The sequence below is a fragment of the Tenacibaculum sp. AHE14PA genome, assembly GCF_019278465.1.
Taxonomy (GTDB): domain Bacteria; phylum Bacteroidota; class Bacteroidia; order Flavobacteriales; family Flavobacteriaceae; genus Polaribacter; species Polaribacter bernardetii.
The window spans coordinates 2,640,322-2,655,463 of record NZ_CP058983.1 but is presented as its reverse complement, the minus strand read 5'-3'; the positions used below and the strand labels follow the sequence as shown (position 1 = coordinate 2,655,463).

General features: G+C 31.2%; 14 protein-coding genes. 13 read left to right on the top strand and 1 reads right to left on the bottom strand.

Going from position 1 to position 15,142, the window contains the following annotated elements:
- The first annotated feature begins 21 nt into the window (after positions 1 to 21).
- The 8 genes from H0I30_RS12225 to H0I30_RS12190 all read left to right on the top strand — a co-directional run bounded on the left by H0I30_RS12225 (position 22) and on the right by H0I30_RS12190 (position 9,445).
- Positions 22 to 1,344, top strand: coding sequence for an anthranilate synthase component I family protein (locus H0I30_RS12225; RefSeq protein ID WP_218772139.1), 1,323 nt, complete (start codon positions 22 to 24; stop codon positions 1,342 to 1,344).
- Between the two features lie 35 nt (positions 1,345 to 1,379).
- On the top strand, positions 1,380 to 2,300 hold the full coding sequence (locus H0I30_RS12220; protein ID WP_218772138.1) for a sterol desaturase family protein: 921 nt from the start codon (positions 1,380 to 1,382) through the stop codon (positions 2,298 to 2,300).
- 5 nt (positions 2,301 to 2,305) lie between these two features.
- A complete protein-coding gene (locus H0I30_RS12215; RefSeq protein ID WP_218772137.1) occupies positions 2,306 to 2,539 on the top strand; it encodes a hypothetical protein in 234 nt (77 codons plus the stop codon).
- Positions 2,540 to 2,542: 3 nt separating this feature from the next.
- On the top strand, positions 2,543 to 3,364 hold the full coding sequence (locus tag H0I30_RS12210; protein ID WP_218772136.1) for an alpha/beta hydrolase: 822 nt from the start codon (positions 2,543 to 2,545) through the stop codon (positions 3,362 to 3,364).
- Between the two features lie 16 nt (positions 3,365 to 3,380).
- Positions 3,381 to 4,694 (top strand): tRNA lysidine(34) synthetase TilS, encoded by a 1,314-nt coding sequence (gene tilS / locus H0I30_RS12205; RefSeq protein WP_218772135.1) that lies wholly within the window; start codon positions 3,381 to 3,383, stop codon positions 4,692 to 4,694.
- A 26-nt stretch (positions 4,695 to 4,720) separates the two neighbouring features.
- The gene (locus H0I30_RS12200; RefSeq protein WP_218772134.1) at positions 4,721 to 6,685 is read left to right on the top strand and encodes a cytochrome c biogenesis protein CcdA; all 1,965 of its coding nucleotides are present in this window, start codon (positions 4,721 to 4,723) and stop codon (positions 6,683 to 6,685) included.
- 136 nt (positions 6,686 to 6,821) lie between these two features.
- On the top strand, positions 6,822 to 8,360 hold the full coding sequence (locus H0I30_RS12195) for a YifB family Mg chelatase-like AAA ATPase (protein WP_218772133.1): 1,539 nt from the start codon (positions 6,822 to 6,824) through the stop codon (positions 8,358 to 8,360).
- Positions 8,361 to 8,437: 77 nt separating this feature from the next.
- On the top strand, positions 8,438 to 9,445 hold the full coding sequence (locus H0I30_RS12190) for a TlpA family protein disulfide reductase (protein ID WP_218772132.1): 1,008 nt from the start codon (positions 8,438 to 8,440) through the stop codon (positions 9,443 to 9,445).
- A gap of 1,329 nt (positions 9,446 to 10,774) precedes the next feature.
- Here H0I30_RS12190 and ahcY read toward each other — a convergent pair.
- Positions 10,775 to 12,091 (bottom strand): adenosylhomocysteinase, encoded by a 1,317-nt coding sequence (gene ahcY, locus H0I30_RS12185; protein WP_218772131.1) that lies wholly within the window; start codon positions 12,089 to 12,091, stop codon positions 10,775 to 10,777.
- A 63-nt stretch (positions 12,092 to 12,154) separates the two neighbouring features.
- Between ahcY and H0I30_RS12180 the strand changes: the two genes are divergently transcribed.
- From H0I30_RS12180 to arfB, 5 genes are all read left to right on the top strand, one after another.
- Positions 12,155 to 12,781: a 4'-phosphopantetheinyl transferase superfamily protein gene (locus H0I30_RS12180; protein ID WP_218772130.1), complete on the top strand. Its 627-nt coding sequence runs from the start codon at positions 12,155 to 12,157 to the stop codon at positions 12,779 to 12,781.
- Positions 12,782 to 12,861: 80 nt separating this feature from the next.
- Positions 12,862 to 13,122, top strand: a complete 261-nt coding sequence (locus H0I30_RS12175; RefSeq protein ID WP_218772129.1) for a thiamine-binding protein — start codon at positions 12,862 to 12,864, stop codon at positions 13,120 to 13,122.
- Complete coding sequence (gene pnuC, locus H0I30_RS12170; protein WP_218772128.1) at positions 13,106 to 13,738, top strand: nicotinamide riboside transporter PnuC; 633 nt, start codon at positions 13,106 to 13,108, stop codon at positions 13,736 to 13,738. The genes H0I30_RS12175 and pnuC overlap by 17 nt, the downstream gene beginning before the upstream one ends.
- A complete protein-coding gene (locus H0I30_RS12165) occupies positions 13,699 to 14,310 on the top strand; it encodes an AAA family ATPase (protein WP_218772127.1) in 612 nt (203 codons plus the stop codon). Before pnuC ends, H0I30_RS12165 begins: the two co-directional genes overlap by 40 nt.
- Before the next feature lie 2 nt (positions 14,311 to 14,312).
- Positions 14,313 to 14,717, top strand: a complete 405-nt coding sequence (gene arfB / locus H0I30_RS12160) for an alternative ribosome rescue aminoacyl-tRNA hydrolase ArfB (RefSeq protein ID WP_218772126.1) — start codon at positions 14,313 to 14,315, stop codon at positions 14,715 to 14,717.
- Positions 14,718 to 15,142 lie beyond the last annotated feature (425 nt).

Here is a 15,142-nt window from a genome sequence, read left to right as displayed (position 1 = left end):
CGAGTTTCTTATTTTTGTAGGATGTCTAAAAGATCCCAATCTAATTTTAAAATAGAGAACGCGAAAGAGTTTAAGCAAAAATTATTTGCTTGGTCTAAGCAGTTTGAAACTGCTATTTGGTTGGATTCTAATAAGTACGAGCAAAAATATTCTTCGTTCGATTATTGTTTGGCTGCAGATGAATTTACATCGATAAAAACTGATGCTCATAATGCTTTTGATAAATTAAAAGAATATCAATCATACACCAAAGATTATCTTTTTGGCTATATTTCTTATGATGTAAAAAATGATGTTGAAAAACTACAATCCACTAATTTTGATGGGCTTCATTTTCCTGACTTATATTTTTTTCAACCTCAAAAGTTAATTTTCATTAAAGGAAATACGGTTGAGTTTCATTATTTACAAATGATAGATGATGAATTAGAAGAAGATTTTAATGACATCTTAGAAACGAATCCTACTATTATTCCTGATGAAATCGAAAAATCATCAGAAGAAGAGAAAATCAAAATAAAACTTCGTATTCACAAAGATGAGTACCATCAAAAAGTAACAAAAATTTTAAAACATATTCATAGAGGCGATATTTATGAAGCTAATTTCTGTCAAGAATTTTATGCTGAAAATACCAATATCAATCCTTATAAAATATACACGCATTTAAACGACATATCAGAACCACCTTTTGCTACTTTTTTCAGGCACGAAAACTTGTATTTATTATCAGCAACACCAGAAAGGTATTTAAGAAAAGAAGGAACAAAAATTATATCACAACCAATTAAAGGTACCGCAAAACGATTAATCGATGTTATTGAAGATGATAAAATAGCTTTCGATTTATCACGCGATGAAAAAGAACGAGCAGAAAATGTGATGATTGTAGATCTGGTTCGCAATGATTTATCAAAAACTGCAAAAAAAGGAAGTGTTATTGTTGAAGAACTTTGTAAGGTGCATTCTTTTAAACAAGTGCATCAAATGATATCAACCATAGTTTCTGAGGTAGAAAAAACCATACACCCTGTTGATGTTATTAAAGATACATTTCCGATGGGAAGTATGACGGGAGCTCCGAAAGTATCAGCTATGAAAATTATTGAAGAATTAGAGGAAACCAAACGCGGTTTGTATTCAGGAGCCATTGGTTATTTTACGCCTAATGGCGACTTTGATTTTAATGTAATTATTAGAAGTATTTTATACAATACTGACAAAAAATACGTTTCATATTCAGTTGGTGGCGCAATTACAGCCAAGTCAACTCCCGAAAAAGAATATGAAGAGTGCCTACTAAAAGCAAAAGCAATGAAATATGTGCTATTAAACTCAAAGTAGTTCACTATATTGAACCCTCAATATTTAAAAATTACATGAATTTTACCAATCCTTTAGTATATGGCGTACCTTGTTTTTTGGGTCTCATTTTATTAGAACTTACTTACAGTAAAACACACAATAAAAAAGACTTATATAACTGGAAAGATTTAGCTTCTAGCCTAACAATGGGAGTTGGATCTGTAATTTTAGCTCCTTTAATTAAAACTATTTCGGCAATTATTATCTTTAATTATGTGTATGAAATTTTTAATCCGCTAGTAAATGGTGTTCGTATGAATATTATGGGTTGGGAGTCTTTTGGATATGCTTGGTATGTTTGGATTGCTTGCCAATTGTTAGATGATTTTAGCTACTATTGGTTTCACAGACAAAATCATATGGTTCGTTTTTTATGGGCGGCACATATTGTTCATCATTCATCAAATAACTTTAATTTAGGAACCGCCGTTCGTAATGGTTGGTTTACCATTTTATACAAACCTTTTTTTTATATGTGGTTACCTGCAATTGGTTTCCCACCAGAAATGGTAGTCGTTTGTTTGGGAATTGAAGCTTTATGGCAATTTCAATTACATTCGGTTTACATATCAAAAATTAAATATATTGATGTAATTTTTAACACACATACAATGCACCAAGTACATCACGCAAAAAATATTGAATATATGGATAAAAATCATGGAGGATTTTTAAACATTTTTGATAGAATATTTGGTACGTGGAAAGAATTAGATGAAGAAATTGATATTGAATACGGTGTAACTCATGCTCCTAATTCATATAATCCCTGGGTAATTTTAACCCATGAATATAAAGATATTTTTAACGATACCAAAAAATCTAGTAATTGGATTCATAAATTTATGTATATTTTTGGCCCTCCGGGATGGAGTCATGACGGAAGTACGATTAGTGTTAAAGAGATGCGAAAACTTATCTCCCAAAAAAAATAGGAGTAATGATAATAGATCAAGAAGAAAAATTTAAAGAAGTACTTCCTAAAATAGAAGGAAGCGTAAATGAACAAAGTTTTTTTAATAAATTTTTAGAACTGTATCCTGAGGCTTGGAAACAACATAAAATTACCTTCTCTAAATTTAAGAGAGGTAAACAGTTTGGAAAAACAATTCCGTTACCAAAACCCGAAGTTTCTTTGAGAAAAGAAATAAGAATCTGGTTACAAAAACAATAAACTATGACGCATCAAGGATTCAATTTCGATTATCATAAAACTACTTTTTTTGGTCAGTTTTGGCAACCCGAAACAGTAAAAGCTGTCGTGGTTATTATTCACGGAATGGGAGAACACTCTGGTCGTTACCAACATGTTGCTAAAAAACTAACAGATAATAATTTTGGTGTTATTGCTTTTGATCATTTTGGCCATGGTAAAACTACCGGAAAAAGAGGTCATAATCCTGGTTTTGATACCGTCTTAGAAAGTATATCAAAGTTAATTACAAAAGCAAAAGAGGTTTTCGGAGCTAAACCAATCTTTTTATACGGACATTCTATGGGCGGAAACGCAGTAATTAACTACACACTTCGTAAAGAAAATGACTTAACAGGAATCATTGCCACTAGCCCAATGCTAAAATTAGCTTTTGATCCGCCAGCATGGAAACTTTCTTTAGGTAAAATGATGCAAAAAATTGCTCCGTCAATAACTTTAGGAAATGAACTAGATGCTAATGATGTTTCTCGCGACAAAACTGAAGTAGCAAAATACATTAACGATCCGTTAGTACACGATAAAATTAGTCCAAATTTTTCTTTATCATTTATTGATGCCGGAGAATGGGCTATTGAAAATGCATCAACTTTAAAAAAACCAATGTTATTATTACATGGTACAGGCGATAAAATTATCGATTATAAAGGAACCGAAGCTTTTGCCAATGCTACAGAAAAAGCAAGCTTAAAACTTTATGAAGGCGGTTACCACGAGCTACAACATGATTTATGTAAAGAAGAAATGATGCAAGACATTGTTAACTGGTTAAATAATCAACTATAAAAATATAGTTTATAAAATGTTGCAACAATTAGCGGAACATATTGATAATCATTTTTCGTTTTTAAAAGAAAAAAAACTCTTAATTGCAATCTCTGGAGGGGTTGACAGCGTTGTTTTAGCACACTTATTACATCAATTAAACTTTACTATTTCTTTAGCTCATTGTAATTTTCAACTAAGAGACAAAGAAAGTAATTTAGATGAACTGTATGTTAAAGAGCTAGCCAAAAATCTAAACATTCCTTTTTTCTCAGTACTATTTGAAACATCCAAGTATGCTGAAGAACATAAGTTATCAACCCAAATAGCTGCTAGGAAGCTTCGATACAACTGGTTTGATGAATTGATAAAAGAACATAATTTCGACTATATTTTAACTGGGCATCATGCTGATGATAATCTAGAAACTTTTATTATTAATTTAACCCGAGGAACAGGTTTAGATGGCTTAACAGGTATTCCAGCTATAAACGGAAAAATCGTTCGTCCTTTATTAATTTTCTCACGAGAACAAATAGAAACATACGCCACAGATAACAACATTCAATGGCGAGAAGATGCTAGTAATTCTGAAATAAAATATATCAGAAATAAAATAAGGCATCAAATAGTCCCTCTTTTAAAAGAGCTAAACCCTAGTTTTTCAAAAACACACCTTAAAACTACTGCCTTCCTTAAACAGTCTCAGCAAATTGTTACTGATAAAATGGAAGAAGTATCATCCAAAACACTAAGTAAAAAAGGAGCTCTATTAAAAGTAAATATTCTAGAACTACTCAAGTTATCAGATCCAAAAATTTATTTATATCAACTTTTAAAAGAGTATAAATTCACAGAATGGAATGATGTTTACAACTTAATTTATGCCCAATCAGGCAAGAAAGTCGTAACAAATTCACATACTTTATTAAAAGATAGAGATTTTTTACTACTTTTACCCACTAATGAGCAAGATACTATTGAAAATGAAGAGGTTATAATTCATAAGAATAAAATAAGAATAACAAATCCGATTAACTTGTTATTCGAAAAGGTTCTTAAAAAAACAATTATTGATACAAATTGTATTTTTGTTGATAAAATTTTGTTAAATTACCCCCTCGTCATTAGAAAACAAAAAGCTGGCGATTATTTCTACCCAACAGGTATGTTAGGTAAGAAAAAGGTTAGCAAGTATTTTAAAGATGAAAAATTATCTCTTTTTGATAAAAACAACACGTGGTTGCTTTGCTCAAATGATGATAAAATTATATGGATTATTGGAAGGCGACAAGACAAACGTTTTTTACCTTCAAATAAAACAACACAATTATTAAGAATAACTAATTAAAAACAACCCCTTATAAACTAACTCGAATGAAAAAATTCTTTACTCTATTTTTATTATTCATCGGTTTAACGGTATTTTCCCAATCTGATGACAATCCTATTGTGGTAACACCTACCGTTGAAAAAATTTCGGATACAGAATACGACTTAATTTTCGATATTGAAATTGCAGAAGACTGGCATTTATACTCACAGTACAACCCAGAAGATGCTTCTTTACCAATGTCAATTTCTCCAGCTGAAGGACAAACAGGTTACACTCTTAACGGAAAAGCAAAAGAAGGTGATACCGAAACTGAATTTAGTGAAATTTGGGGGAAAGATGAAATATTCTTCGTAGATGAAGGTAGGTTAGTACAAAGAATTACAGTTTCTGATGCTAGCTTAACACAAATAACACTTAATTTAGATGCACAAGTTTGTAAAGAATATTGTCTGCCTTTTGATGAAGATTTTACTTTTTCATTAATTGGAGAGGAAGTTGTACAAACTGTTGTTGAAGTTGATGACAAGAGTCAATCTTTAGCGCAATCTTTAAACCTAAACTTAAAAAACACTGCTTTATTAAAAAGCACAACTCAAAAATCTTCTGAAGAAGACGGAGATAGTTTACTTAACATATTCTTACTAGGATTTGTTGGAGGTTTACTTGCTTTTTTAACTCCTTGTGTTTTCCCTATGGTACCTTTAACGGTATCTTACTTTACAAAGCATAATGAGAAAAAAGGAAAAGGGATTCGTAGTGCTATTCTATATGGTTTCTTTATTGTGTTAATATACGGTTTATTAAGCTTACCTTTTCACTACTTAGATACTTTAGATCCTGAGATTTTAAATAGTATTTCAACAAATATGTGGTTGAATTTATTTTTCTTTACTGTATTAATATTCTTTGCAGGTTCATTCTTCGGGTTTTACGAATTAACATTACCTAGCTCATGGAGTAATAAAGCAGATAGCGCCTCTAGTATAGGAGGAATTATTGGTATATTCTTTATGGCTTTAACTTTAGCTATTGTTTCTTTTTCTTGTACAGGACCTATTTTAGGGTCATTATTAGCAGGCTCTTTAGGAAGTGATGGTGGTGCGATGCAATTATCAGCAGGTATGATTGGTTTTGGAGCAGCTTTAGCATTACCTTTTGCTTTATTTGCAATGTTCCCTAAATGGTTAAATTCTTTACCAAAATCAGGAGGCTGGTTAAATACTGTAAAAGTATTTTTAGGTTTCTTAGAATTAGCTTTTGCTTTTAAATTCTTATCAAACGCCGATTTAGTAGGTCACTGGGATTTATTAAAAAGAGAAGTATTTATCGGTATTTGGGCTTTTATATCATTATTAACTGCATTATATTTATTCGGTTTCATAGGTAAAAAGTACGGTAAAATTACTTTCTTTAGAGTATTATTAGGAATGGGTTCTTTAGCTTTAGCTATATACTTAGCTCCTGGTGTAATGGAAAAACCGGTATGGAATCAAAATGCTCTATTAAGTGGGTTTGCTCCACCTCAATTTCATAGTATTTACAAAAAAGACAACAAATGTCCTTTAGGATTAAATTGTTTTAAAGATTTTGAAGAAGGTATTGCTTATGCAAAATCAGTTAACAAACCAGTATTATTAGATTTTACAGGATGGGCATGTGTTAACTGTCGTAAAATGGAAGAAAATATTTGGGTTAAACCAGAAATCTATTCTTTAATTAGTGATGATTATGTTTTAATATCTTTATATGTTGATGATCACGAAAGACAATTACCTGAAGAAGAACAATTCGATTTTATTAAACCAAATGGTAAAGTAAAAAGAATTAGAACTTATGGTGATAAATGGGCTACTTTACAAGTTGCTAACTTTAAAACAGCATCTCAACCATTTTATATATTAATGAGCCCAAATTTAGAGCTTTTAAACTCACCTCAACAATATACAGATCATACATCATACTATAACTGGTTAAAAACAGGATTAGATAATTTTAACAATAACTAATCCATTACAATATATATTTAAAAAACACCTCTTTAATAAAGAGGTGTTTTTTTGTTAGACTAACTAGTAATAACATCACAATCTATAATTAAAAAAAGATAATAATTTTAGCTATCTTTAACAGAAAGAGAAAGTTATGCTAATAAAAACCTATGGATCTGCTGTTTTTGGTATTGAAGCCACAACTATAACTATAGAGGTTAATATAGATAAAGGAGTAGGTTATCATTTGGTAGGTTTACCAGACAATGCAGTTCGCGAAAGCTCATATCGTATTTCTGCAGCATTAAATAATAATGGATTTAAGCTTCCCGGAAAAAAAATAATTATAAACATGGCTCCTGCGGATATTCGTAAAGAAGGCGCCGCTTACGACTTAACCTTAGCTGTTGGTATTCTTGCAGCTTCTAATCAAATTAAAACCACAAACATTAACGAGTACATTATAATGGGAGAACTTTCTTTAGACGGAAGTCTGCAACCCATTAAAGGAGCTTTACCAATTGCTATTAAAGCTAGAGAAGAAGGTTACAAGCATTTTATACTACCAAAAGAAAACGCAAAAGAAGCTGCAATCGTTAATGATTTAAATGTACTAGCGGTTGATAATATTATGCAAGTTATTAATCACTTAGAAAATAAAGAATTAATAACGCCTACAATAGTTGATACTCGTGCAGAATTTTTCAAGCATATTGATTTTCCTGAGTTTGATTTTTCTGATGTAAAGGGACAAGAAAGTATAAAACGCTGTATGGAAATAGCTGCCTCTGGCGGACATAACATTATTTTAATTGGTCCGCCAGGAGCAGGAAAAACAATGTTAGCAAAAAGACTCCCTTCCATATTGCCACCAATGACATTGCAAGAAGCGTTAGAAACTACCAAAATACATTCTGTTGTTGGTAAAATAAAAAATTCGGGATTACAGTTTAGTCGTCCTTTTAGATCTCCACACCACAGCTGCTCGGATATCGCTTTAATTGGTGGTGGAAATAACTTACCTCAACCGGGTGAAATTTCCTTAGCTCATAATGGTGTTTTATTTTTAGATGAATTACCAGAGTTTAAACGAGGAGTTTTAGAAGTAATGCGACAACCTTTAGAAGACAGAGAAGTAACAATATCAAGAGCTAAATTCACAGTAAACTATCCAAGTAGTTTTATGTTGGTTGCTAGTATGAATCCTAGTCCATCTGGTTTTTTTAACGATCCTAGCTCACCAATGACATCTTCGCCTGCAGAAATGCAGCGCTATTTAAGTAAAATATCCGGACCCTTATTAGATCGAATTGATATACATATTGAAGTAACTCCGGTTCCGTTTGATAAATTATCAGAAGAAAGAAAAGGAGAACCTAGTGTAGAAATAAGAAAACGAGTAACAAAAACTCGTGAAATACAAACAGCACGTTTTAGTAATTCGGATACTGTACATTACAACGCCCAGATGAATGTAAAACAAATTCGTGAGTTTTGTAAACTATCCACCGAAAGTAAAAATTTACTAAAAAGGGCTATGGAAAAACTAAATTTATCTGCAAGAGCTTATGATCGAATTTTAAAAGTAGCACGTACAATTGCAGATATTGATGCATCTATAAATATAAAATCTGATCATTTAACAGAAGCAATTCAATATCGAAGTTTAGATAGAGAAGGATGGTTGGGATAAAAAGTTAAAACATCGTGTTTGTACAGAAAAATCAGTAATTTAGTAACTTATAAAAAACAATTAAATAGATCAAACCAATGAAAAAAATAGTTTATTTAATGGCAATTGCCATTGCTATAATTTCTTGTAAAAAAGAATCAAATAATTTTGTTACTTTTTCTGGAAAAATAACAAATCAAAATTCTGATTCTATCGTTATTTCTAATCCTCAATTAAAATTTAGTAGAGTAATTAAGGTTAACGAAAACGGCGCTTTTAAAGACACGATGAACCTTAAAGATGGTTTTTATCGTCTATTTGACGGACAAGAATCAACAACTTTATATTTAAAAAACGGTGCAAATGTTAACATGACAATTGACTCAAAAGAATTTGATGAAACTGTTACTTATACAGGTGAAGGTTCTGATGAAAGTAATTTCTTAGCAAAAACATCACTATTGCAAGAAAACCTTTTAAATGATAAAGATTTATTTACATTACCAAAAGATAAGTTTGATACGAAAGTAAATAATTATACTGCTGATTTTAACAAAAGAATAGCAGATACTAAATTAGATTCTACTTTTGTTGCTTCCCAAAAACAAAACATTACAGGTTTAACAAATTACTTAAACAAAACACATGCCGACAAGTTATATTTAGCTACTAAATTAGCAAAAGGAATTGAGTCGCCTAAGTTTGTTGATTACGAGAATTTTAAAGGAGGTACCACTTCTTTAGATGATTTAAAAGGTAAATATGTTTATATTGATATGTGGGCAACTTGGTGTAATCCTTGTAAACAAGAAATTCCTTTTTTACAAAAAGTAGAAAAGCAATACCATGGTAAAGACATCGAATTTGTAAGTATTTCTGTTGATAGCGAAAGAGATTACGAAACTTGGAAAAAAATGGTAGCTGACAAAAACTTAACCGGAATTCAATTGTATTCTAAAAGAGATAAAAGCTTTGCTGGTGCCTATAAAGTAAATAGCATACCGCGTTTTATCTTAATCGACCCACAAGGTAATATTGTAGATGCAAATGCACCTAGGCCTTCTAGTCCAAGGCTAATTGAATTATTTAATTCTTTAAAGATATAATTCAAGTTTAAAACTTATATAAAAAATCCTGCAACTTAGTTGTAGGATTTTTTTTTGAAGCCAATTCCCGCTTTCCGCACTCGCTCTCTGCGAGGAGCTCAAACAAATGCTTCAATCGGGGCTAGGCATTTTAATGCGTTTAATTTTAAAACAATTGGTTACTCTAGTTTATAAATAATGAGTTAACTTATTAGATGTGATTCTGAAATAAATTCTGAATGACGCTATAAAAAAACATATTTGTGTTTAAAGACAAGAACTAAAACCTTTCTCTATAATTATTAATAAAACATCATTACGAGAGAAACGAAGTAATCTTATTATTAGAGATAGATTGCCACAGTTTAAAAAAATAAACTTCGCAATGACGATTACAAAATAGCAAAATCTCTGAAAATGTAATTTTATACTAAGACTAAGTATAAAACCTATTTATACTTCTTAAACAAACGTCATTACGAGAGAAACGAAGTAATCTTATTATTAGAGATAGATTGCCACAGTTTAAAAAAATAAACTTCGCAATGACGATTACAAAATAGCAAAATCTCTGAAAATGTAATTTTATACTAAGACTAGGTATAAAACCTATTTACACTTCTTAAACAAACGTCATTACGAGAGAAACGAAGTAATCTTATTATTAGAGATAGATTGCCACAGTTTAAAAAAATAAACTTCGCAATGACGATTACAAAATAGCAAAATCTCTGAAAATGTAATTTTATACTAAGATTAGGTATAAAACCTATTTATACTTCTTAAACAAACGTCATTACGAGAGAAACGAAGTAATCTTATTATTAGAGATAGATTGCCACAGTTTAAAAAAATAAACTTCGCAATGACGATTACAAAATAGCAAAATCTCTGAAAATGTAATTTTATACTAAGACTAGGTATAAAACCTATTTATACTTCTTAAACAAACGTCATTACGAGAGAAACGAAGTAATCTTCTTCTTAAAATAGAATAGCTCCGAAATTCAACATTATTAGCTATAATACCAAAACAATTAAAACACAACCTTTCGACTGCGCTCAAGGTGACAGGAAACAAAATGGAGTTATAATAAGTTATTGTTGTGAACCTAAAGCTGCGTTAAGGATAGCAGCGACATCCTTTTTTAATGTGTGTTCGAGTGATTTTTTGAAGAATGAAAAGAATTGTATCGAGAACATATATTAGAAAAGATATAGCGGATAGCCTGTGAAAACGCCAAAGAAAAACCCTTACAAATTAATGCAAGGGTTTTAAGTTTATGTATGATAAAATTCTAAAACAACCTTTCGACTACGCTCAAGGTGACAATTTTAGAATAATAAAATTTAGTATCTGTAGTGTTCTGGCTTATAAGGCCCTTCAACAGTTACACCAATATAAGATGCTTGCTCAGAACGTAATTCTGTAAGCTCTACTCCTATTTTAGCTAAGTGTAATTTTGCTACTTTTTCATCTAAATGCTTAGGTAACATGTATACATCATTTTCGTAAGCATCTTTGTTTTTCCAAAGTTCGATTTGTGCTAAAGTTTGGTTTGTAAATGAGTTACTCATTACAAAACTTGGGTGACCAGTTGCACAACCTAAGTTTACTAAACGTCCTTCTGCTAATAAAATAATATCGTTTCCGTTGATGTTATATTTATCAACCTGAGGTTTGATAGTATCTTTTGTATTACCATGGTTTTTATTTAACCAAGCCATATCAATTTCGTTATCGAAGTGCCCAATGTTACAAACAATAACTTTGTCTTTCATTGCTTCGAAATGACGTCCTTGAATAATGTCTTTGTTACCAGTAGTTGTAATAATAATATCAGAATTACCAACAACAGTTTCTAATCTTTTAACTTCAAAACCGTCCATTGCAGCTTGTAAAGCACAAATAGGATCAATTTCTGTAACTGTAACGATAGAACCTGCACCTTTAAAAGAAGCAGCTGTACCTTTACCTACATCACCATAACCACAAACTGTAACACGTTTACCTGCTAACATAATATCAGTTGCACGACGAATTGCATCAACTGCAGATTCTTTACATCCGTATTTGTTATCAAATTTAGATTTAGTTACAGAATCGTTTACGTTAATTGCTGGCATTGGTAAAGTTCCTGCCTTTACTCTGTCATACAATCTGTGAACTCCTGTAGTAGTTTCTTCTGATAATCCGTTAATTCCCGCAGCTAATTCAGGATAACGATCTAATACCATATTTGTTAAATCTCCACCATCATCTAAAATTAAATTCAATGGTTTTTTATCTTCACCAAAGAATAAAGTTTGTTCGATACACCAGTCAAATTCTTCTTCTGTCATATCTTTCCAAGCATATACAGGTGTTCCTGTAGCAGCAATTGCAGCAGCAGCCTGATCTTGTGTAGAAAAAATATTACAAGAACTCCAAGTTACCTCAGCACCTAAAGCCTGTAAAGTTTCAATTAAAACAGCAGTTTGAATCGTCATGTGTAAACACCCTGCAATTCTAGCTCCTTTTAATGGTTGCTCATCTTTATATTCTTCACGTAAACTCATTAATCCTGGCATTTCAGCTTCTGCCAATAAAATTTCTTTCCTTCCCCAATCAGCTAAAGTGATATCTTTAACTTTAAAAGGAACGTATGTAGCGTTTTTTGTGCTCATATTTATGTATATTTATATATCTAAATTTCTAAGTCGCAAAATTACGAAATAACTTTCTAAAATATGCCTGTTCACAAAACATTAACGGTAAACGAAACCACTAAAGTATTGATTTGGAAGATTGAAGAATCTTTTGAAAATTTATCTGAAGGCATTGAACTTACTCAGAGTAGTAAAGACCGAGTTAACAACATGAAATCGGATTTACACCGTAGGGGTTTTTTAAGCGTTCGTCACTTACTAAATAAGTTTGGCTATACCGATGCAGACTTAGTATATGATGAATACGGAAAACCGCATTTAAAAGACGGTAAATTTATTTCGATCACACATTCTTTTACTTTTTCGGGTATTATAATTTCTGATGATAAACCCGTAGGTATCGATATTGAAAAACAACGAGATAAAATTTTAAAAATAGCACATAAATTTACGCCAATTGAAGAATATAAATCGATCGCAAACCATGACGCTTTAGTGAGTAAACTAACCGTTGTCTGGGGAGCCAAAGAGAGTTTGTATAAAATTTACGGAAAGAAAAAATTACTCTTTTTAGACAATATTTACATTGAAAATTTCTCTTTTGAAACAAACGAAACTTCTGGTAAAATTTTATACGAAGGTGTTACCGATGAATATAAAATTTACTTTTTAGAAACCGAAGGTTTTACTTGTGTGTATGCTAGTTAAAAGAACACCTTTAAAAGATCTCTTTCTTCAATAAAATGACAGCTACAAAGTTTGTAACTTCGCTTTTTGAAACTTTTTTTATGAAAATATCTGTAGAACTTACCTTAACGCCACTTCAAAATAAATTTGAAGAACCAATTATCAATTTTATAAAAAAACTAAGAGCTTCTGGCTTAACCGTTCTTGAAAACCCTTTAAGCACACAAGTATATGGTGATTACGATACCGTAATGCAAGTGGTTACTACAGAATTAAAAAACTCCTTCGAATTAATCGATAGCGGAATCTTATTTATGAAAATTGTAAAATCTGACCGTAGCGACTATGAACCAAGTTTTTGATTTTCTTTTTAATCAGTACACAACTTACTCGACCTTAGATATTTGCTTAGAAGTTATTGCCGTAATTTTTGGTTTTTTATCTGTTTGGTTCTCTAAACAGAATAAAATTTGGGTATTTCCTACCGGAATGATTAGCACCGCTATTTTTGTGTATCTGTTATTAAAATGGCAACTATTAGGCGATATGATGATAAATGGCTACTATTTTATCATGAGTATTTACGGTTGGTATATTTGGACTAGAAATGTAGATGCAACACATGTTACTCCTATTTCAAGAACAACTACAAAAGAAAAGAAAACTAGTGTTTTTATCTTTTTTGCAACTCTAATTTTCGTGTATGCTGTATATACTTATTTTGATAAATGGAATAATTGGACAGCCTATGTAGATACGTTTACTACCGCTATTTTCTTTGTAGGAATGTGGCTGATGGCGAAACGTAAAATTGAAAATTGGATTTATTGGATTATCGGAGATATTATCTCTGTGCCTCTTTATTTTTACAAAGGCTTTACGTTTACAAGTTTTCAATATTTAATTTTTACCTTTATTGCCGTTAGCGGTTATTTAGCATGGAAAAAAAGCTTAAACAAAAAAACAGCAACCTTGTAAAGGTTGTTTTATTCGGACCTGAAAGCACAGGTAAGACAACGCTTTCTGGGCAATTAGCACGTTATTACAGTACCGTTTGGACACCAGAATTTGCGCGCGAGTATTTGCAAGAAAAATGGAATAACGAGCGTAAAATTTGTGAACAAAAAGACATAATACCAATTGCCGAAGGACAAATAAAACTAGAAAACGATTTATCGCTAAAAGCGGATAAAGTTTTAATTTGCGACACCGACTTACTCGAAACAAAAGTATATTCAGAAGAATATTATGGTGGTTTTGTAGATCCTATACTCGATGAAGCTGCTATTGAAAACTCTTATGATATTTATTTCTTAACTTATATTGATACTCCTTGGGAAGCTGATGATTTACGTGATAAACCAGGCGAACGTTTAGAAATGTTTACTGCTTTTGAAAACACCTTAAAAAAATACAATCGACCATATATTTTATTAAAAGGAGATAAAGAAACGCGATTGAAAGAAGCAATTAAAATTATTGATGGATTACTTTCTAAAAAAGAAAATCTGTATTCTTTTTCTACCACTTTAAACAAACCTTGTTTATAATTATGAATTCGCACGAACTTATTAAAGAACTAAAATTTAAAGCCATAAGAAGTTCTGGTGCTGGCGGGCAACATGTAAATAAAGTATCGTCTAAAATAGAATTAACTTTTGATCTTGCGAACTCTAACCAATTATCAGAAAGGCAAAAAGAAATACTCTTTAAAAAACTAGCTTCTCGACTTACCAAAGAACATGTTTTAATATTATTTTCTGATGAAACTCGTTCTCAACACAGAAATAAAGACCTTGCTATAAAACGTTTTTTAGAGCTAATTACCCAAGGTTTAAAAAGACCTAAAATAAGAAGAACTACGAAACCAAGTATAGGCGCTGTTTTAAGAAAAGCTGAAAACAAAAAAAGAGCCTCTGTTAAAAAAACTTTGAGAAAGAAACCAAAACTCGATTAAACACCTCAATATTTTACAAACAAACTTAGCCCTGATTGAACGGTTTGTTTGAGCTCTTTTGAGGTACGAAAAAAGCGAGTAGTGAAAGCAGGAAATAGCTTCAAAAAAAATATTACTATACTTTTAAATACTTTATTTTGACTATTTTTTACCAACCTTAACATTACACTTAAAATTATCTATTCTTTTGTTTTCAATTATAAAATTCGGTTTACCTTTGCCGCGTTCTCGTAAAGGGGTGCCTATATCGGCTGAGATCATACCCAATGAACCTAGAACAGGTAATGCTGTTTAGGGAGGCGATAATCGCCATTTTGTAAAACAAACTGTTGTGAACCAGGTAACGTAATCTTTATGTAAAAGATATTTTCGCTACCCTCACAATAACGTAAGCAATCAATTATTCAACAATAACAAGGAATAAT

Coding starts and splice junctions, on each gene's coding strand:
- H0I30_RS12210 (WP_218772136.1), top strand. CDS start 2,543: ATGACGCATCAAGGATTCAATTTCGATTATCATAAAACTACTTTTTTT.
- H0I30_RS12195 (WP_218772133.1), top strand. CDS start 6,822: ATGCTAATAAAAACCTATGGATCTGCTGTTTTTGGTATTGAAGCCACA.
- H0I30_RS12225 (WP_218772139.1), top strand. CDS start 22: ATGTCTAAAAGATCCCAATCTAATTTTAAAATAGAGAACGCGAAAGAG.
- H0I30_RS12175 (WP_218772129.1), top strand. CDS start 12,862: ATGAAAATATCTGTAGAACTTACCTTAACGCCACTTCAAAATAAATTT.
- H0I30_RS12190 (WP_218772132.1), top strand. CDS start 8,438: ATGAAAAAAATAGTTTATTTAATGGCAATTGCCATTGCTATAATTTCT.
- H0I30_RS12180 (WP_218772130.1), top strand. CDS start 12,155: ATGCCTGTTCACAAAACATTAACGGTAAACGAAACCACTAAAGTATTG.
- ahcY (WP_218772131.1), bottom strand. CDS start 12,091: ATGAGCACAAAAAACGCTACATACGTTCCTTTTAAAGTTAAAGATATC.
- pnuC (WP_218772128.1), top strand. CDS start 13,106: ATGAACCAAGTTTTTGATTTTCTTTTTAATCAGTACACAACTTACTCG.
- H0I30_RS12220 (WP_218772138.1), top strand. CDS start 1,380: ATGAATTTTACCAATCCTTTAGTATATGGCGTACCTTGTTTTTTGGGT.
- H0I30_RS12165 (WP_218772127.1), top strand. CDS start 13,699: ATGGAAAAAAAGCTTAAACAAAAAAACAGCAACCTTGTAAAGGTTGTT.
- H0I30_RS12200 (WP_218772134.1), top strand. CDS start 4,721: ATGAAAAAATTCTTTACTCTATTTTTATTATTCATCGGTTTAACGGTA.
- H0I30_RS12215 (WP_218772137.1), top strand. CDS start 2,306: ATGATAATAGATCAAGAAGAAAAATTTAAAGAAGTACTTCCTAAAATA.
- tilS (WP_218772135.1), top strand. CDS start 3,381: ATGTTGCAACAATTAGCGGAACATATTGATAATCATTTTTCGTTTTTA.
- arfB (WP_218772126.1), top strand. CDS start 14,313: ATGAATTCGCACGAACTTATTAAAGAACTAAAATTTAAAGCCATAAGA.